The organism is Mesorhizobium sp. WSM3859, from assembly GCF_002295065.1.
Taxonomy (GTDB): Bacteria; Pseudomonadota; Alphaproteobacteria; order Rhizobiales; family Rhizobiaceae; genus Mesorhizobium.
This window is the reverse complement of sequence record NZ_NSGG01000002.1, coordinates 43,191-67,861: the sequence shown is the minus strand read 5'-3', so window position 1 is coordinate 67,861 and position 24,671 is coordinate 43,191. Positions and strand designations below refer to the sequence as shown.

23 protein-coding genes are annotated in these 24,671 nt (G+C 65.5%); 11 read left to right on the top strand and 12 right to left on the bottom strand.

All coding sequences use genetic code 11. The features are described 5' to 3' along the window. Nucleotides 1–4: 4 nt before the first annotated feature. Nucleotides 5–940 carry a hypothetical protein gene (locus CK230_RS04015; RefSeq protein WP_095815919.1) on the bottom strand — a complete coding sequence of 312 codons (936 nt, stop codon included), beginning with the start codon at nt 938–940 and terminating at the stop codon, nt 5–7. A gap of 174 nt (nt 941–1,114) precedes the next feature. On the opposite strand from CK230_RS04015, the gene CK230_RS04010 reads away from it, so the two are divergent. Continuing rightward, complete coding sequence (locus CK230_RS04010; RefSeq protein WP_095815918.1) at nt 1,115–2,224, top strand: KamA family radical SAM protein; 1,110 nt, start codon at nt 1,115–1,117, stop codon at nt 2,222–2,224. A 430-nt stretch (nt 2,225–2,654) separates the two neighbouring features. Continuing rightward, nucleotides 2,655–3,458, top strand: a complete 804-nt coding sequence (locus CK230_RS04005; RefSeq protein WP_095815917.1) for a BA14K family protein — start codon at nt 2,655–2,657, stop codon at nt 3,456–3,458. Between the two features lie 34 nt (nt 3,459–3,492). On the opposite strand, the gene CK230_RS04000 is transcribed toward CK230_RS04005, so the two are convergent. Further along, the gene (locus tag CK230_RS04000) at nt 3,493–4,626 is read right to left on the bottom strand and encodes an alpha-hydroxy acid oxidase (protein ID WP_095816405.1); all 1,134 of its coding nucleotides are present in this window, start codon (nt 4,624–4,626) and stop codon (nt 3,493–3,495) included. Between the two features lie 200 nt (nt 4,627–4,826). Here CK230_RS04000 and CK230_RS03995 point away from each other — a divergent pair, with 200 nt between their 5' ends. Further along, a complete protein-coding gene (locus CK230_RS03995) occupies nt 4,827–5,420 on the top strand; it encodes a TetR/AcrR family transcriptional regulator (RefSeq protein WP_176480005.1) in 594 nt (197 codons plus the stop codon). A gap of 53 nt (nt 5,421–5,473) precedes the next feature. Here CK230_RS03995 and CK230_RS03990 read toward each other — a convergent pair whose 3' ends face one another. Next, nucleotides 5,474–6,865, bottom strand: coding sequence for an FAD-binding oxidoreductase (locus CK230_RS03990; RefSeq protein ID WP_095815915.1), 1,392 nt, complete (start codon nt 6,863–6,865; stop codon nt 5,474–5,476). 219 nt (nt 6,866–7,084) lie between these two features. Beyond that, entirely contained in the window at nt 7,085–7,579 is a 495-nt protein-coding gene (locus tag CK230_RS03985; RefSeq protein ID WP_245429815.1) for a group 1 truncated hemoglobin, read from the bottom strand. Between CK230_RS03985 and CK230_RS03980 the strand changes: the two genes are divergently transcribed. Beyond that, a complete protein-coding gene (locus tag CK230_RS03980) occupies nt 7,542–9,467 on the top strand; it encodes an FAD-dependent oxidoreductase (protein WP_348629133.1) in 1,926 nt (641 codons plus the stop codon). The two genes, CK230_RS03985 and CK230_RS03980, sit on opposite strands and share 38 nt — an antisense overlap. Before the next feature lie 48 nt (nt 9,468–9,515). Here CK230_RS03980 and CK230_RS03975 read toward each other — a convergent pair whose 3' ends face one another. Together CK230_RS03975 and CK230_RS03970 are read right to left on the bottom strand one after the other, a co-directional pair. Then, complete coding sequence (locus tag CK230_RS03975) at nt 9,516–9,950, bottom strand: hypothetical protein (RefSeq protein WP_095815912.1); 435 nt, start codon at nt 9,948–9,950, stop codon at nt 9,516–9,518. 112 nt (nt 9,951–10,062) lie between these two features. Beyond that, nucleotides 10,063–10,494: an SgcJ/EcaC family oxidoreductase gene (locus tag CK230_RS03970; RefSeq protein WP_095815911.1), complete on the bottom strand. Its 432-nt coding sequence runs from the start codon at nt 10,492–10,494 to the stop codon at nt 10,063–10,065. A 185-nt stretch (nt 10,495–10,679) separates the two neighbouring features. On the opposite strand from CK230_RS03970, the gene minC reads away from it, so the two are divergent. From minC to minE, 3 genes are all read left to right on the top strand, one after another. Continuing rightward, nucleotides 10,680–11,570 carry a septum site-determining protein MinC gene (minC, locus tag CK230_RS03965; protein ID WP_095815910.1) on the top strand — a complete coding sequence of 297 codons (891 nt, stop codon included), beginning with the start codon at nt 10,680–10,682 and terminating at the stop codon, nt 11,568–11,570. A 96-nt stretch (nt 11,571–11,666) separates the two neighbouring features. Beyond that, nucleotides 11,667–12,482 (top strand): septum site-determining protein MinD, encoded by an 816-nt coding sequence (gene minD, locus CK230_RS03960; protein WP_042638294.1) that lies wholly within the window; start codon nt 11,667–11,669, stop codon nt 12,480–12,482. Then, complete coding sequence (gene minE, locus CK230_RS03955; RefSeq protein ID WP_042638296.1) at nt 12,479–12,751, top strand: cell division topological specificity factor MinE; 273 nt, start codon at nt 12,479–12,481, stop codon at nt 12,749–12,751. The genes minD and minE overlap by 4 nt, the downstream gene beginning before the upstream one ends. Nucleotides 12,752–13,307: 556 nt before the next feature. Here the strand turns inward: minE and CK230_RS03945 are convergent. Genes CK230_RS03945 through CK230_RS03930 form a run of 4 tightly spaced genes read right to left on the bottom strand, consistent with a single transcriptional unit; the run spans nt 13,308 to nt 18,356 of the window. Beyond that, nucleotides 13,308–15,056 carry an ABC transporter ATP-binding protein gene (locus CK230_RS03945; protein WP_095816404.1) on the bottom strand — a complete coding sequence of 583 codons (1,749 nt, stop codon included), beginning with the start codon at nt 15,054–15,056 and terminating at the stop codon, nt 13,308–13,310. 20 nt (nt 15,057–15,076) lie between these two features. Next, complete coding sequence (locus CK230_RS03940) at nt 15,077–16,108, bottom strand: glycosyltransferase (protein WP_095815908.1); 1,032 nt, start codon at nt 16,106–16,108, stop codon at nt 15,077–15,079. Beyond that, nucleotides 16,105–17,214, bottom strand: a complete 1,110-nt coding sequence (locus CK230_RS03935) for a glycosyltransferase family A protein (protein WP_095815907.1) — start codon at nt 17,212–17,214, stop codon at nt 16,105–16,107. Before CK230_RS03935 ends, CK230_RS03940 begins: the two co-directional genes overlap by 4 nt. Beyond that, a complete protein-coding gene (locus CK230_RS03930; RefSeq protein WP_095815906.1) occupies nt 17,211–18,356 on the bottom strand; it encodes an acyltransferase in 1,146 nt (381 codons plus the stop codon). The genes CK230_RS03935 and CK230_RS03930 overlap by 4 nt, the downstream gene beginning before the upstream one ends. 598 nt (nt 18,357–18,954) lie before the next feature. On the opposite strand from CK230_RS03930, the gene CK230_RS03925 reads away from it, so the two are divergent. The 3 genes from CK230_RS03925 to CK230_RS33000 all read left to right on the top strand — a co-directional run bounded on the left by CK230_RS03925 (nt 18,955) and on the right by CK230_RS33000 (nt 21,593). Continuing rightward, entirely contained in the window at nt 18,955–19,842 is an 888-nt protein-coding gene (locus tag CK230_RS03925; protein WP_095815905.1) for a DMT family transporter, read from the top strand. Between the two features lie 283 nt (nt 19,843–20,125). Then, a complete protein-coding gene (locus CK230_RS03920) occupies nt 20,126–20,680 on the top strand; it encodes a hypothetical protein (protein WP_095815904.1) in 555 nt (184 codons plus the stop codon). A gap of 373 nt (nt 20,681–21,053) precedes the next feature. Next, nucleotides 21,054–21,593 carry a hypothetical protein gene (locus tag CK230_RS33000; protein ID WP_176480004.1) on the top strand — a complete coding sequence of 180 codons (540 nt, stop codon included), beginning with the start codon at nt 21,054–21,056 and terminating at the stop codon, nt 21,591–21,593. Nucleotides 21,594–21,821: 228 nt separating this feature from the next. Here CK230_RS33000 and CK230_RS03915 read toward each other — a convergent pair whose 3' ends face one another. Together CK230_RS03915 and CK230_RS03910 are read right to left on the bottom strand one after the other, a co-directional pair. Then, a complete protein-coding gene (locus CK230_RS03915) occupies nt 21,822–22,466 on the bottom strand; it encodes a response regulator transcription factor (RefSeq protein WP_095815903.1) in 645 nt (214 codons plus the stop codon). After that, nucleotides 22,463–23,860 (bottom strand): sensor histidine kinase, encoded by a 1,398-nt coding sequence (locus CK230_RS03910; protein WP_095815902.1) that lies wholly within the window; start codon nt 23,858–23,860, stop codon nt 22,463–22,465. The genes CK230_RS03915 and CK230_RS03910 overlap by 4 nt, the downstream gene beginning before the upstream one ends. A gap of 533 nt (nt 23,861–24,393) precedes the next feature. Between CK230_RS03910 and CK230_RS03905 the strand changes: the two genes are divergently transcribed. Then, on the top strand, nt 24,394–24,579 hold the full coding sequence (locus CK230_RS03905; protein ID WP_095815901.1) for a hypothetical protein: 186 nt from the start codon (nt 24,394–24,396) through the stop codon (nt 24,577–24,579). The last annotated feature ends 92 nt before the right edge of the window (nt 24,580–24,671 follow it).

Sequence of the window (24,671 nt, the reverse complement as noted above, 5' to 3'; positions counted from 1 at the left end):
GGGGTCAGGATGGCTGGCCGTAGCGTAGCAGCTTGAAGCAGTCGCTGCTGCCCGACTTCGATTGCGTCAGCACCGGTTTCGAGCGGTCGATCCATTCCTGCTGCGACTTGGCGTCGGCCTCGATCGCGTCGGCCGGCGGCAGGGCGACGAAGCCTCGCCCCTTGCTGAAGAGCCAGCACGCGCGGCCGAGAAACCGCCTGCTGCGCTGGCGCAGGAGATCGGCGTCATAGAGGATGTCGAGCACCTCACGCTTGATCTTCTGTCCCTTGTCAGACTTGGCGATCGCCGCTTCGACCGGCTCGTCTCCGATCGCGTCATGCAGGTCCTTGTAGTCGAGGCCGAGTTGCGTCGTGGCATATTTGATGTCGTTCTCGTCGCGCACGATGTCGAACCAGAGCGTCGGATCGAGCTCGTTGACGACAAAGGTGGCTTCGAGATCGCGCGACAGGTTCAGAATGTCAAAATCTCGAACATCGACATCACGTTCGACCAGCAGGATCTTTTCGACCTGCCTGCCGAGCTCGGCTCCCTCAGCGCTGATCGCGGCGTTGTTTCCGCCGTGTTCGGGGTCGACATAGGCCCCGCCCGCATCCAGGACCTCGTCGAATTCGCCGAGCGTTTCGACGACCGGCGCGCCGCGGGCGACGCGCGCGGCGAGTTTGGCGAGCACCTGCTGCAGCTCGGTCTCGCGCCTGCGCTGGTCCTGATAGTTTTGCTGGAAGAAGAAGATGAACAGCGACACGCCGATGCCGATCAGGATCACGCCGAGCTGCGAGAAGATATTGCGGTAGTACTCCAGCAGTTTCTCGCGGTGGCGCATGTCGTCGCGCACGCTGTGCGCCACGCGCAGGTTGACGATCAGCGAAATGATCAGCAAGCCGGCGCCGACAAGGATGAGCCCGCCGATGAGGAGGTAGCCATGCCCTGCGTTGAAATCCATTGGTATCGCCCCCGAAGCCACGGATGATGCAGATTAATACCATTCCGCTGAAACAACTATCCGAAGCGGCGGGGGAGCATTGAAATCGCGGCGTTGGCTGTCTGCGGCAACCGCGGCGATTGACCGCGACGCCTGTTCGGCCGATATCCCGCCGAAAACCGCCCCGAGACCCTGATGACCTCAGACGCCAACCTCAAGCAAGCTGCCGCTCCCGATGCCGGCTGGCAGGACGATGTCCGCGCCGGCGTGCGCCATGTCCGCGACCTTGCATCCCTGCCGCTTTCGCCCGCCGAGCGCGCCGCCGCGCAGGAGGCTGCGGCCGCCCACAAGGTGCGCGTGCCAAAACCCTATCTCGACCTGATCGACTGGAACGACCCCAACGACCCGATCCGCGCCCAGGTGATCCCGTCGCCGGACGAGTTGGTCGCCGCCGAGGGCGAGCTCGACGATCCGATCGGCGACCACGCCTTCAGCCCCGTTCCGAGGCTGACGCACCGCCATGCCGACCGCGTGCTTCTGTTCCCGACCTATCAATGCGCCGTCTATTGCCGTTTCTGCTTCCGGAAAGAGTCGCTGGCCTCGATCGGCCGCGGCTACACGCGCGAGGCGCTGGAGCCGGCGCTGGCCTATATCGCCGGCCACCCGGAGATCCGCGAGGTGATCCTGACCGGCGGTGATCCGCTGTCGCTGCCCGACAAGGCACTGGCCGAGATCCGCGCCCGCCTGGAGGCGATCCCGCATCTCAGGCTGCTGCGCATTCACACCCGCGTGCCGGTGGCGCTGCCGTCGCGCATCACGCCCGGCCTGGTCGAGGCGCTGCAGGGCCGGCTGATGGTGAGCGTGGTCACCCATTTCAACCACGCGCGGGAAATCACGCAGGCCACGGAGGAAGCTTGCCGCGCGATGCGGCAGGCGGGTTTCGTGCTCCTCAACCAGAGCGTTCTGCTGAAAGGCGTCAACGATCATGTCGAGGTGCTGGAAGAACTCTGCCGCGAGCTGATGTACCGTCTCGGGGTAAAACCCTATTACCTGCATCACGGCGACCTCGCGCGCGGCATGGCGCACCGCCGCACAACGATCGCCGAGGGCCAGGCGCTGGTGGCGGAACTGCGCCGGCGCCTCTCCGGCATCTGCAACCCGAGCTATGTCATCGACCTGCCGGACGGCGGCGGCAAGGTGCCGCTGGCGGCGAGCCACATCGAGGGATGCGAGGGCGGCACCTGGCTGATCAGAGGCCAGGACGGCAAGGTACGGGAATATCGCGAGGTGCTGGCGGGTGTCTGAGGTTTTCCGCCGCTCAAGGCGGCCCGGCGGCCCTGTTGGGGGCAAATTTGCCGGCTGCCGGGCCTAACCGGCGGGCGGGTGGCCACCCGCCGGCTGAGACGAGCGTGGGCCGGGGTCGTCAAAACCGCACCCTGCAAATGAAGGATTGCGTGCTTTTATTCCTTCGTTTGCACGATGCAGCGGGCCGGAAATGGCGCGACGCTGTGGTCGATCCTTTTGGATCATCGATCCTTTTGGATCCATCAAAGCCTGCAACTGACAAAGTCCCCAGCTAGGTCCCCTCCTGGCGATCCTTGGGCCCCGCCTGCCTCTCCCCGGAGCACGCGGGGCCTTCCCGTTCGGCAGAGCCCCGGTCGCAACATTGCCCTCTTCCTGTGGGAACCGGATTCCGCGCTCCGCATTCTATGAGCGGGGACTGAAGGAGCGCAGCGTGAAGGCTTTGTTGGGAATTGCCGGTGGGTTCGTGCTGACCCTGGCCGTGTTCGCCAGCGGGCTTGCTTTCGCCACCTGGATGTTGGCGGCCAAGCCGGTACGCCAGGCAACGCCCACGATCGGCGTTTCCGAGCTGTGGACGAAGGACGCCCAGCCGGTTGATCGAGAGAAGCAGAACCTTGAGCGCATTCCCGCCCAGCAGGCCGCGCCCGCCAAGGCGGGCGGCGAGCCGGCCCCGGGCGAACCCGTCAAGGCGGGTGGCGCCGCCCAGGCCACGGCGCTCGCGGCGCCGGTGGCGCCGGCACAGCCGCGGCTGCAGCCATTGCCGGACGTTTCCGCTCCCACCCAGCCCGCGCCGGACGCCAATGCAACCCAGCAGCCGGCGCCGGCCGATGAGCAGGCTGAGCGGCAATTGCCCGTCGCCCATCTGCAATGGTGCGCGTCGCGCTATCGCAGCTATCGCCCGGCAGAAAACAGCTACCGTTCCTACAGCGGCGAGCTGCGCCCCTGCATCTCGCCCTATTACGGCGGCGACCGCACCGCCTCGACCGGCACCCGGATCAGCGACGATCAGACGAGCGACGATCAGGCCGAGATGGAGGGCTACGCCCCGTCCGGCGACGGCTACGCCACCGCCTATGGCGCCCCGCCGGAAGAGATCTCGCCCGAGGCCGCCCAGGCCTCCAGCCGACAGGTCTCGGCCGACCATGTCGACTACTGCTTCAGCCGCTACCGCTCCTACGTTCCGCGCGACAACAGCTATCAGCCCTACGACGGCGGCCCGCGCCGCCAGTGCGAGTAGGAGCGGCGAGCCTTCAATCTGCGATTGACGCTCCCTAGTTCAGCACCCTGCCATTGATCTCATTGACGCTGCGCGTCCCTGTCAGCGCCATGGTGACCGACAGCTCCTTGCGCAGGATATCTATGGCCGTGGCCACACCGGCTTCGCCTCCGGCGCCGAGGCCGTAGACATAGGCGCGCCCGACAAGGCAGGCACGGGCACCCAGGGCCAGCGCTCGCATCACATCCTGGCCCGAGCGCACGCCGCCATCGAACAGCACCTCCGCCTCCGATCCGACGGCTTCCGCGATCCTGGGCAGCATCGAGATCGTCGAGGGCGCGCCGTCAAGCTGCCGGCCGCCATGGTTGGAAACCACAATGGCGTCGGCACCGGCCGCGCAGGCGCTTCGCGCGTCGTCGGTGTTGAGGATGCCTTTGACGATCAGCTTGCCCGGCCAGATGCTCCGGATCCACTCGACGTCGCTCCAATTCAGCGTCGCGTCGAACTGATGCGCTACCCAGTCCGCCACCGCCCGGACATCGTCCTCGCCCTTGAGATGGCCGGTGAGGTTGCCGAAGGTCCAGCGTTTGGCGGTGAGCATGCGGGCCGCCCAGGCCGGATGGCCGGCTATGTCGAGGATCGTGCGAAGTTTCAACGCCGGCGGCACCGAAAGCCCGTTCCTGACATCGGCATGGCGCTGGCCTAGCACCTGCAGGTCGACGGTGAGCACCAGCGCGCCGCAGCGGCCGGCGATCGCCCGCTCGACCAGCGAGCGTGCGAAACCGCGATCCTTCATCACATAGAGCTGGAACCAGAACGGATAATCGACGGCCTCAGCCACGTCCTCGATCGAGCAGATCGACATCGTGCTCATCGTGTAGGGAACGCCTGCGGTCTTGGCGGCGCGGCAGGCGAGGATCTCGCCATCGGCCCATTGCATGCCGCCAAGACCGATCGGCGCCAGCGCCACCGGCACCGAGACCTTCTCGCCGAGGATCGTGGTCGCCGTGTCGCGCTGCTCGACATTGACCAGCACGCGCTGCTTCAGCGTGATGCGCTCGAGATCAGCGCGGTTGGCGCGCAAGGTCTGCTCGGCATAGGAGCCGGCCTCGAGATAGTCGTTGAAAACGCGCGGCACGCGCCGCCGCGCCGCCTCGCGCAGGTCCTCGATGCAGGTCATTTCCGTCATCAGCTTCGGCGCCGTCGACGCCGCCCTGGATTCGCTGGGCAGCGCCACGATTCCTGTCGGAACATCAAGCACCGTGGGGACTACTCTTTCCATCGCCGTCCTCCTACCGAATATTAGCTTGCGCTGATCATTGAAGGCCGCAAGCCTGCCGATGTAAATTCACTAGCGAGTATACTTTCACCGCGATGGCAGCGCCGCCCATGCCCAGATCATCCGATGCAACCAGGCCCGTGATCCTGCAGGCGGCATACAAGCTGTTTCGCCGCCGGGGTTTTTTCCGCGTCGGCATGGACGAGATCGCCGACGCCGCCGGCGTCACCAAGCGCACGCTCTACTATCACTTCGACAGCAAGGACGCGCTCTTGACCGCCGTGCTTGCCTCGCAGCACGAGCGCACCTTCGCCGACTTCCAGAACTACGGCATCGACCTGTCGGGTGGCCCGGACGCGCTGATCGACAAGCTGTTCGAGGGCCTGGTCAGATGGTCGTCCAAGCCACGCTGGGCCGGCTCCGGCTTCACGCGGCTGGCGATCGAGCTCGCCGACCTCTCCGGCCACCCGGCGCGCTCGATCGCCAGCCAGCACAAGGCGCTGATGGAAGCGCATCTGGAAACGTTGCTCGCCAGGGCGGACATCCCGTCGCCGAAGGCGCGTGCGCGCGAGCTCGCTTTGCTGATCGAAGGCGCCATGGTGATGCTGCTGATCCACGGCGACGCGAGCTACTGCACGGCGGCGGCGGAGGCGGCGAAAAGGTTGATGGGAGGCGGCCTGTCCATCGAACCCAAGCTTGGCTGACGCCGCGACCCGTCGCGCTCCCCTCTGTCCTGCCTGCCTCTCAGGCGTAGCCCTCACTCTCTGGAAATAATCTTCCCCGGATTGAGAATGTTGTGGGGATCGATCAGCGCCTTGATCGCCTTCGCCAAATCCCGCTTCACCGGATCCGCATGCCGCTCATAGGCCTCGCGCTTCTCCAGCCCCACGCCATGCTCGGCCGAGAACGAGCCGCCGGCTTCGCGCAGGCCCTCATAAAGCACGTCCTCGATCGCCGCGTGCCGCTCATGCGGAAGCGGTCCGTCGCAATTGATGGAGATGTGCAGATTGCCGTCGGCGAGATGGCCGTAGACATAGGGCGCGTAGGCGGCGTCGATCCGCTTCAGCCCGGCCTCGATGCGCGCCACATAGGCGTCCAGCGCGCCGCCCGGCACGGACACGTCGAAGGAGGGCGCCATGGCGTGCGCGCGCTCGATCTCAACCGTCTCCTCGCGCAGCCGCCACATCTGGGCGGCTTGCGCCTCGGAACTCGCGAACAGCCCGTCGAGAATGCCGGCCTCTTCCCAGATAGCCGCCAACCCGTCCTCCAGCACGCCTCTGGCCGCCTCGATCGAGTCGGCGCCGAGCCCCAGCACCAGAAGGCAGGGCGCATCGAGCGGCAACTGCCCGGGCGCATAGCCCAGCCCCCGCTGCATCAGCGAGGCAAAATTGCGCCACAGGATCTCGGCGGCGCTGAGCCGCGCGCTGGTCGAGCCCAAAAAATGCCGCACGATGCGCTGGGCACTTGCCGCATCCGGCACGCCGACCAGCGCCGTGGCGCTGGCGCCTGCGACCGGGTCGAGCCGCACCGCCACGCGGGTGACGATGCCCAGCGTGCCCTCCGCGCCGATGAAAAGATGCTTCAGGTCATAGCCGGCGCTGGTCTTGAGCACCCGAGTGAGATCGGAAAACACCCGCCCATCCGGCAGCACGGCCTCGAGGCCGAGCACGCGGTGGCGCATCGTGCCGTTGCGAAAGGCCATGATGCCGCCGGCATTGGTGGAAACCATGCCGCCGATGGTGGCGCTGCCGCGCGCCGCAAGGTCGATGCCCGGATCGAGCCCATGCGCCGCCGCAGCCTCCCGCAGCGCCCCCAGCGTCACCCCCGCCTGCACGATCGCCACCCGCGCGAACGGATCGATCTCCTCGATTTGGGTAAGCCCGCCAAGATCGCAGATGATCTGCCCGGCGGAGGTCGCCGCCCCGCCCGCCAACCCCGTGCGCCCGCCCTGGGCGACAAGGCTGACGCCACGCTCCGCGCAGAACTTCACCAGCGTCGCGACGCCCTCGACATCACGCGGCCGCACCAGCGCCGAAGCGCCGAAATTGAGGGCATCGAAGCCCGGATCGCGCTGCGCGAGTTCGGCGGCGTCCCAGATGGTGGCGGTGGGGAGGGCGGCATGCAAACCGGAGATGAGGGAGGCGGACATGCGAAGGCTCCGGGGAGGGAAGCGATGTTCTATAGAGGAACCGGAGCCTCCGAGTCACGGAGCTTACCGAAGAGGCCGTTCTGGACTCGCGGATATCAGGACGCGAAGCCCGCTGCTGCGGGCGCGCTCGATGTCAAACGCGCGAAGACAGCGCCATCCAAGCCCGTCGCCGGGCTGGGGCACAAGATCGGCAAAAAAGAGCCGCCCGACGGTCTGGCGTCAGCCCTTTTTGGCGAAGCCGGCGGTAACCTCGTCCTTGTGCGCGGCGAAGGCCTCCAGGACCTCCGACTTTTCGGCCTTCGGCACCTTGAAGTGGTCCAAGGTCCGCCCCAGTTCCGCCGCGACCTCGTCGAATTCCGCCGGAGAGATCCGCAAGTCGCGATGCGCCTCCTCGAGGCCGAGCGGTGTCGCGCCGGGCCTTGTGGCCACGAACTTGTAGGGGCCGCCGGAAACGTCGCAGACCCACAGCGTGCGCATGAATTTGAGGCCGGGGAGCCGTTCAAGGTTCTGGGTGTGCCATTTCCGTAGCTGCGGGTTCTTGGACTTCTTGCCGACGATGGGATTCTTCACGACGGCGTCGCTGAAGTAATCCACCACCGCAGCGATGGCGAACACGCCCCCCAACCGCTCGTACAGGCTTTTGTCAGGCGTGGTTTGCTTGGTCTGCGCGCGCGCCATGTCGGCGGGCAATGCAGCCGTCGATGCGGCGGCCACCGCCAGCCCTGCGACGACACATCGTCTTGTGAAAGAGGTCGAAACAGCCGTTGTCATCTCCGGTTCCCTTCGAGGTTACGCCAGAGCAAGCCGCGGCCTGTCTGGCGGCTTCAATGATTTTGATCGTCGGATATGTCCACTTTGCCTTACCTTGGCATCGTCTGAGAAACGAACGAGTCCCCAGCCCCAAATATTCCGTTCGAGCGGCCTGTTTCGTGGCTACGCCAGTTGGACGACCGCGCTAGCGCGAGCGTCGTCCAGGTTCAGGAACATTCCGCGTCGAGCGGAGTTTGAAACGCACGGCCCCCGCTCGCAGCGGCCAAAATCGGTCGATCCGGCGAGCTTATGTCGTCTCGGTGAGAATGCGATGAACGTCAGCGGCGAAGCGACCAGATCTTTTTGGATGCTCGACACCAGCTTCCCCAGCGCTCCCCGCCTCGAGCAGGACGAGCATTGCGATGTGGCCGTCATCGGAGCCGGCATCGCCGGTGTTTCCATCGCCTATGAGCTGGCCTTGGCAGGACGCAAGGTGGTGCTTGTGGATCGCGGCCCCTTGCTCGGCGGCATGACATCCCGCACGACCGCCCATCTGGCGCCGATCTGCGATGACGGTTTGAGCGCTCTGGTCAAGATGCGTGGCGAGGCCCTCGCGCGCGGATTTCAGGAAAGCCAGCAAGCCGCTGTCGACTGTATCGAACAGCATGTCGGCAGGCTGGAGATCGACTGCGACTTTCGGCGTCTGGACGGCTTCCTTTTCCCCGCCGCTTGGATGGATGAGAGAGAGGCCGCCAGAGAATGCAACAAGGAATATGCCGCCGCAGCAAAGATCGGCGTCGAGGTTGAGCACGGTAAGGGTGTACCGCTCAAGGGCCACGAATCGGCGCCCATACTGCGATATCCGAACCAGGCCACTTTCCATCCGCTGAAATATCTTCGCGCGCTGCTGGCCGATTTCCAGAAGCGAGGCGGCAAGGTATTCGCCGACAGCGCCGTCGTCGAAATCGAGGAGGGGAAGCAGGTTCGCCTGAAATGCGATGGCGGCTCCACCATCATTGCATCCAACGCGGTGTTTGCCACTAATTCGCCGATCAACACCTGGGTAAAGATCCATAGCAAGATGGCGCCTTACCGCACCTATGCGATGGCTTTCGACATCGAAAGGGGAATTCTTCCGGACGCGCTCTATTGGGACATGGACGATCCCTATTATTATGTCCGACTCAATCCCGGCCCCGGCGGGACCGACCGTATCATTGCCGGCGGACGCGATCACAAATCGGGCGAAGCCGATGACGGCGAGGCTCGGTTTACTGCGCTCGAAGCCTGGATCAGGGCATTGGTGCCCGATCTCGGAAGAGAAAGAGCGAGATGGTCGGGTCAGGTTCTCGATACGATCGACTATTGCGGCTTCATAGGCCGCAGCCCCGGCAACGGCAACGTCTTCATCGCCACCGGCGACTCCGGCCAGGGCATGACGCACGGCGCACTGGCCGGACTGCTGATCCGCGATTTGATCGTGGAAGGATCGAACCCCTGGGAAGCCGTGTACGCCCCGGACCGGACGCCGCCCGCAGCCTTTGCACAATACGTCAATGAGAACCTCACGACAGTGAAGAACCTTGCCGGCTATTTGCTGCCCGGCGAGATCAAATCGGCCGACGATCTCAAGCCTGGTGAAGGCGGCATCCTTCAGGACGGCTTGAGCAAGTTCGCCGTGTGCCGCGACCGCGACGGCAGGCTCCACCGGCATTCGGCCAGTTGCACCCATCTCGGCTGCATCGTGCACTGGAATTCGACCGAGCAATGCTGGGATTGCCCCTGCCACGGCTCGCAGTTCTCGCCGGACGGAGCTGTCCTCAACGGCCCAGCGATCCGCCCCTTGGCCTAGCTCGGCCGGAGAGCACTCAACCGATTTCGATTTGTTTCGTAGGACCCCTCAACCCACCCACACCGAGCACCCAACCTTCTGCCCTGTAGCGCTGTCCCGCACCAGTTTCGCATCCACCCGCCGCAACCCCACCCGGTTGGCCTTCAGTTCCTTGCTCGCGAGATAGGCTGGGTCGCCCACTTCCCAGTGGTAGCGTGTGTTGGCGGGCGCCCGCATCCAGGTGAATTTCGACAGATAAGCCACCTGTCCGGGCGTCGTGTCGGCGAAGCGGCAGTCGATGGTCGCGGGCATCAGGCCCTTCGTGGCCATCGCGTTGACGACCTTGTCGGCATCGGCCGTCGCCAGCCATTGGTCGATGCCGCTCGTCTGGTAGGCGTCTATGCCGGTCGGCCGGTGCGTCATGCATCCTCCCAGCAGCGTCAGCGCTGCCAGGATTGTGGTTGCCCTGCCTGCTCGCTTGCAGTCTTCCCGATCGATGCCCATGCCCGTCTCCTTGTCCCTGAAGAATGGAAAGTCCCGGGCGGGATGGTGCTCGGCTGGACATCGCCTGTATATTAGCCGCTTCACATGCGCGACTCGAACTGGCTTGGCCGTTCTATCTGCTTGCGCGGGCAGGGGGAGCGATCGCGCCTGGGACGATGTCGGTGTTCTGGGCCACCTTGATGCGCCAGCCGGACTGTTCCTTCTTCAGCACCAGAAGCAGGATGCCTTCCCGCGTTCCGGCGGGCGAGCCGTCCGGGGCGGATGCGCCTGTCAGGGTCCATCTGTAGTGCACCGATGCGAGGCCGGGAGACAGCTCGACGACTGACGCGGCAACTCCCTCCAGCCGGCTGTCGCGAAACATGGTCTTGTGAGTCGCGCGGTGCGCCGCTTCGATCTCGGCCCGGTTTTTCCACCACATGCCCACGACATTGACGAAATTCGCGTCCTCGCTAAACAGCGCCGCGAAGTCGTCCATGTCATGCCTGTTCCAGGCATCGGCGAAGGCGGTCGCGGCGTCCTCGGGCTTGCTGATCTCCTGTCCCATGACATGATCTCCCTTGCTTTGCGCCAGGCTGGGGGTGAGACGATAGCGGCATCGGCGGACCCTGTCACCGCGCTGCCACAGAACTTAGCCGCGCCACTTCCTTAACGGCCTCAACCCCCAAAATTAACCTTTTGTTAACCATTGCCCCGGCACCCTTTAATCATTGAGTAAGGATTCGCCTGGTCGTGACCTTCGCCGCCCCTTTGCAGAACAAATCCATCCGCTTCCGCGCCCGTTCCTTCGTCGCTTTCACGCTGACGCCGGAGGCGCCGATCGCCGACTGGCTGGAGGGGCTGGACCGCTGGATCGCCAACTCGCCGGGCTATTTCAACGGGCGCCCGGTGGTGCTGGACCTGAACGTCCTGCAGCCGGGGCCGGAGGAGATCGGGGCGCTGGTCGGCGTGCTCGGCTCGCGCGGCATCCGCGTCTATGCCATCGAACTGGAAGGCGCCGAGCTGGGGCCTGAACTGCCGCCGCTGCTTGCCGGCGCCAAGGAGGCGACCGCTGAGGGGCTGCTGGGCCGCGCCGCGCGCAAGGCGCGGGCCGAGGAGCTCGAAGCCGCCGCCGGGGAGCAGGCCCAGGCCGCTGGAGAGATCCAGCTGGTCGCGGAGGCGGCCCCGGCCGAGGCTCCGCAGATCGCGACCTCCGCCGACGAGCCGGTGGACCCCGAGCTGGCAAGGCTCGAAGCGGTCAGGATCGAACCGGCGCAGGCCGCAAGCGCGGGCGCCGAGCCGGCGCAGCCTTCGGCCGGCACGCTGATGATCAAGGCGCCGATCCGCTCCGGGCAGTCGGTGTTCCATCCGCATGGCGATGTCATCGTGCTGGGCTCGGTCGCGTCCGGCTCGGAGATCGTCGCCGGCGGCTCGATCCATGTCTACGGCACGCTGCGCGGCCGCGCGATCGCCGGCTCGGAAGGCAATGTTTCGGCGCGCATCTTCTGCCGCAAGAACGAGGCCGAGCTGCTCGCCGTCGACGGCTGGTACACCACGGCCGAGGAGATGGAAGGCACCTCGCGCGGCAAGGCCGTGCAGGCCTTCCTCGACAATGATGCACTGTGCGTGGTGCCGCTCGGCTGAGGCAAGCTTCGGACCGGTTTCGCGTGCCAAGGTTGTTAACGAGTCCGCCGTGCCCGGCACGGTCATGAATAAGAATCGCCAACGGAGGCTGAATTTATGGGCAAGGTAGTCGTGGTCACATCGGGCAAGGGGGGCGTCGGCAAGACGACCTCGACGGCCGCGCTCGGCGCCGCCGTGGCCAAGACCGGCAAGAAGGTGGCGCTGGTCGATTTCGACGTCGGCCTGCGCAATCTCGACCTCATCATGGGCGCCGAGCGCCGCGTGGTGTTCGACCTCGTCAACGTCATCCAGGGCACGGCGAAGCTGTCGCAGGCGCTGATCCGCGACAAGCGGCTGGAGACGCTCTATCTGCTGCCCGCTTCGCAGACCCGGGACAAGGACGCGCTGACCGAAGAGGGCGTGGCCGAAGTCATCGCCAGGCTGCGCTCGGTGTTCGACTATGTCTTCTGCGACAGCCCGGCCGGCATCGAGCGCGGCGCCCAGCTCGCCATGCGCTTCGCCGACGAGGCGGTCATCGTCACCAATCCGGAAGTGTCGTCGGTGCGCGACTCCGACCGTATCATCGGCCTGCTCGACGCCCGCACCATGAAGGCCGAGCAGGGCGAGCTGGTGCAAAAACACGTGCTGGTTACCCGCTACGACGCGGCCCGCGCCTCGCGCGGCGAGATGCTGTCGATCGACGATGTGCTGGAGATACTCTCCACGCCGCTGCTCGGCATCATCCCGGAAAGCCAGGACGTGCTGCGCGCCTCCAACCTCGGCTCGCCCGTCACGCTCTCGGAACCGCTCAATGGTGCCGCAAAGGCTTACCTCGAAGCGGCAAGACGCCTGGAAGGCGAAGACCTGCCGGTGGTCGTCCCCTTCGAACGCAAGGGCTTCCTCGACCGGCTTCTCGGAAGGAGGGCGGCATGAGCATCCTCGACCTCTTCAAGCGGCGCACCAGCGCGCCGGTGGCGCGCGAGCGGCTGCAGCTGCTGCTCGCCTATGAGCGCCAGAGCCGCGGCCAGCCGGACCTCGTTTCCATCCTGCGCGAGGAGATCATGGCGGTCATTGCCAAGCATGTGCAGATCGACCAGGACTACCTCCAGGTCTCGATGGACCGCGGCGCCACCATGTCGACGCTGGAGATCGACATCCAGATCCCCAACAAAAGCGCCGCCCCGCTGGCCATGGCGGGGTGATCTTTACCCTCCCCCTTGTGGGGAGGGTCGATCCGCAAAGCGGATCGGGGAGGGGGTGCTGTCCCGCCAGCCTCTCGGGGTCGGCGCCGACCCCCACCCGGACCTTCGGTCCGACCTCCCCACAAGGGGGAGGTAGGGCGCCGACGCGAGTAGCGCAGACAATTGGGCAAAGCCGCCGAGCGCGGAATCTCCCCCCTCGAGGGGGAGATGGCCGGCAGGCCAGAAGGGGTCGTCTCACGTAGATCGCCGACCTCATAGCTCGCCACCCAGGGCGTTGGCGCTCCACGCGCGGCGACCCCCTCTGTCGCCTTCGGCGACATCTCCCCCTCGAGGGGGGAGATTGGCAGCTCCGGCGCCGCGTCACTTCTGCAAGGCTGACAATTGGCGAATGCCTGCGCGACATCTGATCTCCCCCCTCGAGGGGGAGATGGCCGGCAGGCCAGAAGGGGTCGTCTCACGTAGATCGCCGACTTCATCGCTCGCCACGGCGCTTCATGCGCGGCGACCCCCTCTGTCGCCTTCGGCGACATCTCCCCCTCGAGGGGGATCCCAGACCTCACTCCGGCTGATACAATTCATCCATGCTGCGCGCCGCCAGTTCCGCGAACGGCGCCTGCTTCCTCACCCGTCCATGCTCCAAAATCACCAGATCGTCGCAGAACGAGATCGTCGAGTGGTGGTGGCTGATGACGATCGTTGTGCGGCGGCCGGCGCGCGACTTCAGCGTTTCCACGATCGCCGCTTCCGAAAGCCCGTCCACCGCGTTGGTGGCCTCGTCGAGGATCAGGATATCCGGATCGCGCACAAGCGCGCGGGCGAGCGCGATGCGCTGCCTCTGGCCGGCCGACAAATTGACGCCGCGATAGCCGACGACCGTCTGGTAGCCCTGCGGCAGGCGTTCGATGAATTCATGCGCCTCGGCGAGCGCGGCCGCGCGGCGCGCCTCTTCCATGCTCGCCGTGTCCTTGCCGTAGGTGATGTTGTCGAGGATGGTGCCGTCCACCAGCTCCAGTTCCTGGCTGGCCAGGGCGATATGCGCCCGCCATGCGACCGGATCGATCTCGCCGAGCGGCGCGCCGTCGACGAGGATGCGGCCGCCGTCCGGCTCGACGAAGCGGCAGAGCAGGTTGACGATGGTCGTCTTGCCGGCGCCGGAGCGGCCAATCAGCGCCGTCGAGCGACCGCTTCTTATGTCGAAGCTCACGGCATGCAGCACCGCCGCGCGCTGCTCCTCATTGGCGTAGCTGAAGCTCACGCCCTCAAAGGCGATTTTTTCGCTCAAAGTCGCGAATGGCCGGCTGCCTTGCGGCGGTGCCGGCTTGCCCTTGGGGTCGAGCAGCCAGGTCACCTCTTCCAGCGAACCTGAAAGCCCCTGCAACTGGCTCCATGTCATCTGCAGCGCTCTGACATGCGGCTGCAGCCGGTAGAGCAGGATGAGGAAGGCGGCGACCAGCGGGAAGCTCAGGCCCGCCAGCCATGCGCCGATCACCACCGCCAGGAACAACATGGCGTGCAGCACTTCGGTCACCGGGCCCAGCGCGCCCTGGCGGTTGGAAAGCTGGAAGGCCGCCCGGCGCACGCCGTCCGATGCCGCCCCGAACGCCGCCTTCTCGCGCGCTTCCTGGCCGAAGATGCGGATCAGCCGGCCGGCATGCACAAGATGCAGCATCCGCGAGGCGAGCGCACTGTTGCGCGAGGCAACGCTTCGGCTCGGGTTTCTCAGATGCGCCGACAGCGCCATATGCGCAACCTGGACAAGCGCCAGCCCGAGCATCACCAGCAGCGTCATCTGCCAGGAGAGCAGCAGCAGGAAACCGAGCAGGATGAGCGACGCCGAGGCGCTGACGATCGAGCCAAGCATCGCCTGGATGGCATCCGACGCCCGCCAGGATTCGCTCGAGATGATGTTGAGCAGCCGCCCGGGGCTCTCCTTCAGGAAGAACGGATAGCCGATATTGAGCAGCCGCTCGGCGAGCGCGCCGCGGATCGCCTGGCTGGCCTTGCCGTAGATATGGGCGGTGAGCACCGAATTGGCGAAGCCGAGCAGGTTCTTCAAGAGGATCGAGCCGAGGATCGCGACTGCAAGGGCGATCAGCCGCTCGCGCTCGCCGAGCCCGGCACCGACCTTCTGCAGGAGGGCCGACAGGCCGGCCATGCCGGTCGCCTCGCCATGCCCCATGATGATGCCGAGCAGGGGGATGATCAGTCCGATGCCGAAACCTTCGAGCGCTGCACTCGCAAGCCCGAGCGCGACGACGATCGGCAACAGGCCGAGCTGCCGGCGGCCGAGCGCCTGGCGCAGCATCGGCAGGGTCGGGCGCCCGCTCACGGCGCGCCGGCCTCCGCCCTGGCCTCGATGGTCTCGCTGCCCGACTGCGGCTGCCGACCCGGCCGCCTGACAAGCACGAGAGCCATGAACTTCGCCGCGCCCGCAAGGTTCATCAGGACGATCGGCCAATGCGACAGTTTGAGATCGTGGTCGAAGCGCGGCCCGCCGGCGAGCTCGCGCATGGCGGCCCGCGCCGCCCAGTAGAAATGGCGAAGCAGCCAGGGTGCGCGGCGAAAATGCTTCAGGCAGAGCGCGCCGTTGCCGAAATGATAGTCGCGGTGCAGCCGGTCGATCGCCATGCGGTCGCGCCGTCCGTGATGGTGGAAGATCGTCATGTCGGGCACGTATTCCACCGCCATGCCGGCAAGCATCGCCCGCACCAGATAGTCCGTGTCCTCGGCCGAGCGCAGCGCGCCGCCGGCGCCGAAGCGCTCGTCGAAGGGGCCGATGCGGGCGGCGACGTCGCGGTGCATGGTCATGTTGCAGCCTAGCACGAAGCCGCCCGGGTGGACGGCATGCGTCAGCACTTCGCGTTGGTCGCAGCGCTTTATCGTGAAGGGCAGGTCGAGCGCGTCGCCGATCTCGACGCGGCCGCCGCGGATCAGCCACTTCTCGCCGCTCGCATAATGCCGCTCGAGGTCGGCGAGATAGTTGCGGTCGAGCCTGCAGTCGTCGTCAACGAACACCAGCACCCGGCCGCGCGCCTGCGCCAGTCCCGCATTGCGCGCCGCCGCCAGTCCGGGGCGGGGCTCCGAGATTGCGGTCAGGGGGATGTCCGAGGTCGCGGCGGCCGCCAAAAGATAACTGGCCGTGCCGTCGCGCGAGCCGTTGTCGACCACCACCAGCTCGGCCGCGAAGGCCGGATGCGCCCGGCAGGCGGCGCAGATCGAGTCGATGCAGGCTTCGAGCACGTCCAGCCGGTCGCGCGTGCAGACGATGAAGGAAACCTGTGGCCGCTGCCTGGGCCACGGAGGAGCGGGCAGTGCGGGGCGCAGGTGCCGCAGCAACGGATGGCGCTCGGCGTTCATGCCGCCCCCATCCTGTAGGGCGCCAGCACTGACGCTGCCGGCGCGGATTTGAAGCGGTAGGCCATCCAGTCCGCGCGCTTGCCCGCCCACATCGAGGCCTGGCTCAGCCAGGGCGCCCAGGCGCCGGGGCCGAGCGCGTATTTCTCGCGGCGGCGGATCGCGTTCCATTTCCCGGTCAGCGTCAGCAGTTCATGCGACAGCGCCGGCCGCTCCTCGTCGTTGACGAGCTGGTAGAGGAAATAGAACAGGTTGAGCGCGCCGGCCTCGAAGCTCGGCCGCGTCGGGTCGGGCAATGCCGAGATCCGCTCTTCAAGCGCCCGGATGAAAGCGGCCGCCCGGCGCACGGTGTCGAGGCAGACGCGATCGCCGATGGCGCGCAGGTCCTCGCAGTCCTGCGCCAAACCCAGGCGCTCGAGGTTCTCGCCGACAATCTTGAGATGCGTGCGTCGCATCTCCTTGCCGTGCCGGCTGGTCACGCTGCCGGGATGGACGCGGTAGACCAGCAGGCTCTCCGGCATCAGCGCCGCCGGATAGCGGTCGGCCAGCCGCCGGAAGAGGTCGAAATCCTCGGCATGCCGATAAGCGCCGTCATAGTGGAGGTCGGCCTCGGAGATGACCTTGCGGTTATAGACCACCGTCGGGTGCAGGAAGATCGTGAAGAATTTCGACAGCTCCGGGAGGCTGAGACGGAACACCGGGTCGAGCCGCCCCTTAAGGACGCGGCCGTGCAGCAGCGTATCGACGAGCGCGCCGCAGAAGCCGAGCTCCGGCCGCGCGGCAAACAGCGCCGCCTGGCGCGACAGCCGCCAGGGATAGGCGAAGTCGTCGGCGTCCATGCGCGCGACGAGTTCGCCCCGCGCGATCGCCAGTCCTTCATTGAGGCTGGCAACGAGGCCACGGTTTTCGCGCGAGATGATCGATACGCGGCTGTCGTCCCGGCGGCAGCGTTCGAGGATCTTAAGCGACCTGTCGGTCGATCCGTCATCGATGGCGATGATTTCGAGCCGGTTGTAGTCCTGCCGCAGGATCGACTGCATCGCGGCGGCCACGTAGGGCTCGGCATTGTAGACTGGCAACAGCACGGAGATGAGCGGCGCGGCGGTCATGGTCGGCTCCGGTCCGTCGGCTGCAGATCGAGCGCCGGGGCGGCGCCGAACCGGAGGGCCTCGCTTGCGCCGCGCGGACGAGCGGGCGCGACATACGGAAAATAGCGCTTGAGACCGTTGAGCGGCTTCTCGAAAAACACCCAGGAAAGCGAGGCGACGGCCAGCGTCGCGGCGCCCGCGACGAGGAAGCGGCCTGGCCCCTGTTCCGAGACGTTGACCGGGATCCATGGCTGCGCCTTGACGGCATAGGCAAGTAGGATCGGATGGTAGAGATAGACGCCGTAGCTGATGCGGCCGAGCCCGAGCAGCGGCGGCAGTTCGGCCAGCCTGCCGAGCGTGCCGCCGAGGCCGTTCGAGCAGGCGGCGACGATCACCGTCAGCGGCACCAGCGGCAGCACTTGCACCAGCATCCAGCGCGGCCACTCCCAGGCCGAATTCGCCGGCCCCGGATCGGATCGGACCACGAACAGGAACACCACCGCCAGGGCCGGCCAGCAGAGCCGCATCCATTGCGGCGCATCGGCGCCCCTGGCGCGGCGCACGGCAAGCAGGGCGCCGCAGCCAAGCGCGTCCATCGAGGCCGGCGGCAGCAGGTCGCGGGCGAGCGCCGGGCTGGCGGCGATCGGCCAGTAGAACCGGTAGGCGAGCGAAAAAGCGATGACGCCGATTGCGATCGCCTCGATGCGCCGGCGCGGCGCCAGAAGCACGATCAGCGGCCAGGCGAGATAAAACTGCTCCTCGATGCTGAGGCTCCAGAAATGGCAGAGCAGCCAGGGGTTCCAGTCGTTGTGCAGCGCGTACCAGAAATTCGAGAGGTAGAGCGCATGCCAGGCGAGCGAGGACCTCGACTGTTCCAGATCGGTGAACCAGACGAGCGCCAGCACTGCGAAGTAGGGCGGGAAGATACGGATCACGCGCCGCGCATAGAAGGAGCGCAGCGCCGGTCCGGTGGCGAATGCATCGGCATCACGCGCGTCCAGCAAAAGCCGTGTGATCAGGAAGCCGGAGAGAACGAAGAACAGCCTGACCCCGAGATGGCCGAGGAAGGAGGTACCGTTTGGCGCAAGGAAATGCGCGTAGAGCACCAGCGTCACGGCAACTGCCCGCAAGGAGTCGAGTTGGATGTCGCGCGCGTTGGCCATCAGCGGTATTCGCAAGCTTGGTCACGCCACGCGGCAACGGGCGAGCGAATCTCGCCGCCGCGGGCCAACCGCTCACCGTCCGGGCCGGGGGCGCAATTCCAGCCGGCCGGCGGAATGCCCATCCGAGTCACAATAATGGCATCCTCCAACAGGCATGCCCCCGCTTCACGATTGTCGCGGCGGATGTTGCGGTGCAACACAAAATGCTTACGGCTCTGAAACAAGATGTGATGCCGTTGTGAGACGTAAATGGTTGTGTTGTGAAAATATCCGTACGGACCATCCAATGGTCCTATGAGGTCATGGGCAATTGGTCCGATGTGTGAAAGTAATCAATCGTCAGGGATGCTGACGAATTATCCCCGCAACTAAAGCGAGTATGATGGAAATATTGGGAAAGAAGCTTGATCGGGGTGGCAAATTCTACAGTGAAGGTCTGTGAAAACATCTTGAATTTCAAGTTCTTGTGCGGTGCAGCAGGCCTGCCGCCCGGGGAAGGGGCGCCTTGTCCCACCATCCGCCGCCCGCTGCCTCATGACGGCGCTGCCGCAAAAGCCTTATCTCCGATCTCGACCGGGGCAGGGGGAACGGAGAGCAGGTGACGTCGACGCCGATTGCAAAACCGCAGGCGCATGTCGGCGCCATGCCCATCCTCGGCCTGCTCGGCTCCATGCTGTCGGTGCAGGTTGGCGCCGCCTTTGCCAAGAGCCTGTTCCCTGTGCTGGGGCCCGAGGGCACGACCATGCTCAGGCTTGCCATTGGCGCGCTGATGCTGGCCGCGGTGCTGAGGCCATGGAAGGTGTTGCCCTCGCGGAAAAACCTGCCCTGGCTCGCCGCCTACGGCATCACCGTCTGCGCCATGAACATGTTGTTCTATGCCGCGCTCCAGCGCATTCCGCTGGGTATCTGCGTGGCGCTGGAATTCACCGGGCCGCTGTTCGTCGCGACCCTCGGCTCCAGGCGCCTGCTCGACCTCGTCTGGGTGGCGCTGGCGATAGCCGGCATCGCGCTGCTGTCGCCCTTTGCCGGCATCAGCCGCGGGCTCGATCCGCTGGGCGTGGCGCTGGCGCTGGCGGCCGGCGTCTGCTGGGGGCTCTACATCATCTTCGCGCAGAAGGCCGGCGCCGAACTCGGCGCGCGCACCTCCGCCTATGGCATGGCGATCGCCGCGGTGCTGGCGCTGCCTTTCGGCTTCGGCGCGGCTCAAGCCCATCTCGCCGACCCCCACGTCATGGCTGGCGCGGCCGTGGTCGGCCTGTTCTCCAGCGCGCTGCCCTTCTACCTGGAAATGCTGGTGCTGGCCCGCATGCCGGCCAAGGTCTACGGCATGCTCGTGTGCCTGGAGCCGGCTGGCGCCGCGCTGACCGGCTTCCTGTTTTTGGCAGAGAAGCTCAACCTGTTGCAATGCGCCGGCATCGCCGCCGTCATTGCAGCCGCCTTCGGCACGGCGGTCGCGGCGCGGCGGCCGGCGCCTTCGCCGGCCTGACTCTCTGCAAGCCGGTCGCGCGCACCCGTATCCATTTCTGAGCGGCGCGCTCCAAAGCGCTGCCCGGCTTGGAGAAATCGATGTCTGCGGCGGCGATATCCGACCACATCCGGTGGTTGAAATAAGACTTAGGTCCTATCGAAAATGGCGATAAGTCCGAGTGGACAAGACAAGGGTCGTGGGCCACTTCCTAATCATGGGCTGATTGGGGATGCTTATGCTGCGACATTGCCGGTGGGGTAGTTCGGCCGACGGGCTGAAGGGCTGGCGTGGGGAGAGCGGGATGCGCGCATCGCGCAGGGGCTGCAGGCTGGTCTTGCGAGCGCTGACTGCGTTGGCGCTCGTTGTCGCGCCTTTCAGTCTCTCCGTCGATGGTGTCGTTGGTGTCGTTGTGACCAAAGCCTATGCCAAAGGCGGCAATGGCGGCGGCAATGGCGGCGGCAACGGCGGCGGCAACGGTGGTGGAAACAGCGGCGGGAACGGCGGCGGCAATAGCGGCGGGAATAGCGGAAACGGCGGCAACAACGGGAACGGAAACGGCAATAGCGGCGGGAATAACGGAAACGGCAACAGCGGGAACAGTAACGGCAACAGCAGCGGGAACAACAGCTCGAGCAACAGTGCCGGCGCGGCAAGCGCCGCCGATGTCGACAGCCACGTGAACGCGGCGACCGGCGACAAGGTCGAGGCCACCGCCGGCAGCATCCAGGTCACGCACCGCAATGGAATGAAGGAGACGATCGAGAAGGGCCGGTTCAGGATGGAAGACAAATACGGACGCACCATCATCGACCGCAAGGCCACCATGGCCGATCTCAATCGCCTGAACAGTTTGTGAAAGCAGAGTTTGTGGGAGCGAGGTTTTATCCGGATTAGATCTTAAGGGACCGAAGGTCAGCGCTGCAAAATCAGGTTGCCACCTTTTGCTTCGTCTCTGCGGTCCTGATCGTCTTGCGATGGAATCTGGCTACTCACCTTACCCCCGCCTCCGTGCGGGGGTAATTTTTTCAAGCTGTGGCGATGGTTGCTGTTGCGACATTGGTCACTCATGGCGGCGGAAATGGTCTGATCGGCCGGAGCATGGGTCGTGGGCCGCTTTCGTCGCGCTGCCGGAATGTGATCCTAGCCTCCGTCAAGAGACCGGTTCCGCTTCGCCTGCGCCGTGAGCGGAACTTCGGCAAACCGAGGTGGAACCGGCAAGAAGGAAAAGAATGCGCCAACCCGCCTGCAAAAGGCTAGTCGACCTCTCGCTGCGCCTCTCTGTCGCGGTGGCGGTTGTGGTCGCGCCCTGCCTGTTGGCGCCGGCCAACGTGACAAAGCTCGTGTCAACCGCCTACGCCGGCAGCGGCGGCAATGGCGGTAACGGGGGCAATGGCGGTAGCGGCGGTAATGGCGGTGCCGGAAACGGCGGCAATTCGGGCTCGGCCGGGGGGTCGAATTCCGGTAACAGCGGCAACAGCAATGCCGGTGGCAATTCCAACAACAGCAATGCCGGCGGGGGCAACCCCAATGCGGGACCTGGCAACAACAACGGCAAGGGCAATGCCAATCCCGGCGGCAGGAGCAGCTATACCAACACGGCAACCGGTGACACGATCTCGATCGACGGCAACAAGGTCACCGTCGTCCATCGCAACGGCATGAAGGAGGAAGTCCAGGACGGCCGTTTCGAGATGACCGACGCGCAAGGCCGCACCATCATCGAGCGGCAGGCGACGGAGGAGGATCTGAATCGTCTGCTGAGCCTGTGATGGCCGGGAAAGGCTACCCCCTTTTTCCGGCACCCTCGCATGTCACCCCCGTCCCTTGAGGCGGGGGTGATTGCGTTTTCGGGGAGGGGAACTGGGAACCGAGGAATTGAAGAATTGAAGAATTGAAGAAAAAGGAAGCTTAGCCTAACTTTTCCTCAATTCCTCAATTCCTCAATTCCTCAATTCCTCAATTCTTCAGTTCCCCAATTCCCCAATTCCCCAATTCCCCTAATTCCTCTCCCTCGCCTCATGCATCAGCAGCGCCGCTTCGGTGCGGTTGCGCACGTTGAGCTTGGCGAGCACCCTGGTCATGTGGTGCTTGACCGTCTTTTCCTGCAATGACAGCCGGGCGGCCACTTCCTTGTTGCTCAGCCCCTCCGCGACCAGCTTCAGGATCTCGGCCTCGCGGCCGGTGAGCTGGGCGAGCGGGTCCGGCTTGCTGCCGGTGGGCTGCAGAAGGTCGGAAAGCAGCCTGGCCGAAAGGCTCGGCGAAACATAGCTTTGGCCGTTGGCGACATCGCGCAGGATTTCGGCCAGCGCCTTGGAGCCGACGCCTTTCAGCACATAGCCGCGCGCGCCGGCCTTCAGCGCCTGGGCGACGTCGGCATTGGTCTCCGACACCGTCAGCATGACGATCTTCTGCTCGGGCGTCGCTGAAAGGATGCTGGCGAGCGCGCTGAGGCCGCCGCCCGGCATGCTGATGTCGAGCAGAAGGATATCGGGCGTGCTGGCGCGCACCAGCCTTTCGGCGTCCTCGGCGCTTGCGCCTTCGCCCACGAGTTCGAAGCCGCCTATCTCGCCGAGGCTGCGCGCCACGCCCTCGCGAAACAGGGGATGGTCGTCGACTATTGCGATGCGGATGGATGTGCTCACGGTTGCTCCTCGACAGACAGGGTGATCACCAGTCTTGTTCCTCCGGGCCCTGTCAGTGTCTCGAACTGACCGCCTATGCTTTCGATACGTTCCCTCAGGCCCGCAAGCCCAAGTCCCTCGCTTCGGGCCGGGTCGAAGCCGGGGCCGGTGTCTACGACCTCGACGAGAAGCTTACCGCCTTTCGTCGTGGCCCTGACCTGCTGGCCCTTGCCCTTGCCGTGCCGGAAGGCGTTGTTCAGGCCTTCCTGCACGAAGCGATAGATGCTGATCTTTTCCGAGGTGCCGAGTTCCGGCAAGCGCTCTGGCAGGGTTAGTAACACATTGGTGCTGGTTCGGCGCTCATGCTCGGCCACCGCCAGCCGCAGGATGTCGGCGATGGCCTGGGTTTCGACCTGCGGCAGCACCAGCCCGTTGCAGATGCCACGTATCTCGCGCATCGCTTCGCCGAGCGTCTTGTGGATACCGGCGATCTCGGCTTCGCGCAGCGTGCTCGACGTGGCCGGATCGACCAGCGCCGGGCTGTCCATCCTGAGCGCGGCGAGTGCCACCAGTTGCGCCGGCCCGTCATGCAAGTCGGCGCCGATTCGTCTCAGATAGCGCTCATTGATGGCGGTGGCGCGGCGCGAGGCGCGCTGAACGCGCTGGCGCAGCGACGAGTTCTGCGCCAGCGCCGCCTGCAATTCGGAGACCTTGGCCTCGAGTGCCGCCTGCTGCGTGACGATGGTGCGGCTGCCGCGGAAAACGATGCCCGAGAGCAGGGCAAGCGCCGCCGCCGTGGCGCCCGCCACCACCAGCCAGCTCCACAACAGGGCCGAGTGCAGCGATTCCTCGAAATCGCCGGACAATTCGTAGAATTCGGTCACGGCCACGACCTCGCCCGACCAGGGTTCGCGCACCGGGTTGTAGATCTCGAGCAGCGGCACCCCCAGCGACCGTTCCTTGTCGTCTTCCTCGTCTTGGAGCGTGTTGTATTTGACCATGACGTTGCCGGCGAAGGCGGCGATGAGGTTGGCGTTGGGCTTGATCTGCCTGCCGATGAGGTCGGCGTCCTTCGAATAGAGTATCGTGCCGTCGCGCCGCCATAGCTTGAACGAGACCAGCCTTTTCCCGAGCGCCCCCTGGCCGAGCGTCTCGTCCAGCGCCCGCTTGACGGTGTCGTCCAACTCCTGGCTCTTGCGCATGTCGGGCAGCAGCGGCGCGATCACGCTGTCGACATAGAGCGCGGTGGTGGCGGCGGAATTGTGCAGGACGCCGTCACGGATCTGCGATGTCACCCACAGCCCGACCACGAGCATCACTGCCAGAAGGCCAATGCCGCCCGCGATCACGAACTGCCAGGCAAGCGAGAGCCCGCTCCAGATTCGTGCAAGTCGTTTCAGATACCTCCCAAACATCGGCACCGTTCACCCACCCGTTCGCGACAGTATAGGCGAGGGGATGCAATTGCGACACCGACCTTGGTCCGTGCCGATGCGGAAGGTTAATGGCCGGCCGTTGCCGCCGCGCCGGCGGGGCAGCTCCGATTCGCAAGTGGCAATATCGCCCATACCCCGAATGGCAAATGCCCGCGCCACTCCTGTTGACGGGGAAGACGCGGGCCGGCTGCCACCTGAATTTCTTGTAGCGTCGACACAACCACCAATCCCGCCCCAGGTCCAGACCAAAAGACATATGCCCCGCAGAATATAGCGCCGCGGCGCGGCCATCTCGGCCTGGCGCGATCCTGTCATCGGGCGTTGTGGATATGAATATATAGCGATGTCTGTCGGATGCCCGAGCCCCTCGGCCGGGCCGCTCGGTCCTTGCATAAGACGCGGGAATTCGCGACGGCATTTGCCCCCAAAAGAAGTCAAGTCCAGGGCCTTGATCGGCCGGACACGCGCCGCCTATACGATGGACGGTACCTTGCTATTCGTGGCAACGCAGTATGGACGTCGGCACAAAAAACCACAAAACCAATCAGCGGCTGTCGATTTTTGAGCTCGAGGCATTGCGCGAAGCATTCAGGCGGTCTGTTCGTGAGAACGACGTCACCGAAGCCGAATGGGCGCGGCACGCCGAGCATTTCGTCAAGAGAGCGCTCCAAAAAGGCAGCCCGCTGACGCGGGCCTGAGCGTTCAGGCGTCCCGAAGCCGGACGATTCCAGGGAGGAACGTTTCGGCCCTGGCCGCTCGGACCTTTGCGCCGACGCATAGGACCTCAGCG

Bases quoted from the DNA above. Each gene is read 5' to 3' on its own strand.
- minE (WP_042638296.1), top strand. From the start codon at position 12,479: ATGAGCATCCTCGACCTCTTCAAGCGGCGCACCAGCGCGCCGGTGGCG.
- CK230_RS03975 (WP_095815912.1), bottom strand. From the start codon at position 9,950: ATGGGCATCGATCGGGAAGACTGCAAGCGAGCAGGCAGGGCAACCACA.
- CK230_RS03945 (WP_095816404.1), bottom strand. From the start codon at position 15,056: ATGCTGCGCCAGGCGCTCGGCCGCCGGCAGCTCGGCCTGTTGCCGATC.
- CK230_RS03995 (WP_176480005.1), top strand. From the start codon at position 4,827: ATGCCCAGATCATCCGATGCAACCAGGCCCGTGATCCTGCAGGCGGCA.
- CK230_RS03920 (WP_095815904.1), top strand. From the start codon at position 20,126: ATGCGCGCATCGCGCAGGGGCTGCAGGCTGGTCTTGCGAGCGCTGACT.
- CK230_RS03905 (WP_095815901.1), top strand. From the start codon at position 24,394: ATGGACGTCGGCACAAAAAACCACAAAACCAATCAGCGGCTGTCGATT.
- CK230_RS03980 (WP_348629133.1), top strand. From the start codon at position 7,542: ATGTCGGCGGGCAATGCAGCCGTCGATGCGGCGGCCACCGCCAGCCCT.
- CK230_RS03970 (WP_095815911.1), bottom strand. From the start codon at position 10,494: ATGGGACAGGAGATCAGCAAGCCCGAGGACGCCGCGACCGCCTTCGCC.
- CK230_RS03940 (WP_095815908.1), bottom strand. From the start codon at position 16,108: ATGAACGCCGAGCGCCATCCGTTGCTGCGGCACCTGCGCCCCGCACTG.
- CK230_RS04015 (WP_095815919.1), bottom strand. From the start codon at position 940: ATGGATTTCAACGCAGGGCATGGCTACCTCCTCATCGGCGGGCTCATC.
- CK230_RS03930 (WP_095815906.1), bottom strand. From the start codon at position 18,356: ATGGCCAACGCGCGCGACATCCAACTCGACTCCTTGCGGGCAGTTGCC.
- CK230_RS03910 (WP_095815902.1), bottom strand. From the start codon at position 23,860: ATGTTTGGGAGGTATCTGAAACGACTTGCACGAATCTGGAGCGGGCTC.
- CK230_RS03935 (WP_095815907.1), bottom strand. From the start codon at position 17,214: ATGACCGCCGCGCCGCTCATCTCCGTGCTGTTGCCAGTCTACAATGCC.
- CK230_RS04000 (WP_095816405.1), bottom strand. From the start codon at position 4,626: ATGACGGAAATGACCTGCATCGAGGACCTGCGCGAGGCGGCGCGGCGG.
- CK230_RS33000 (WP_176480004.1), top strand. From the start codon at position 21,054: ATGCGCCAACCCGCCTGCAAAAGGCTAGTCGACCTCTCGCTGCGCCTC.
- CK230_RS04010 (WP_095815918.1), top strand. From the start codon at position 1,115: ATGACCTCAGACGCCAACCTCAAGCAAGCTGCCGCTCCCGATGCCGGC.
- minD (WP_042638294.1), top strand. From the start codon at position 11,667: ATGGGCAAGGTAGTCGTGGTCACATCGGGCAAGGGGGGCGTCGGCAAG.
- CK230_RS03990 (WP_095815915.1), bottom strand. From the start codon at position 6,865: ATGTCCGCCTCCCTCATCTCCGGTTTGCATGCCGCCCTCCCCACCGCC.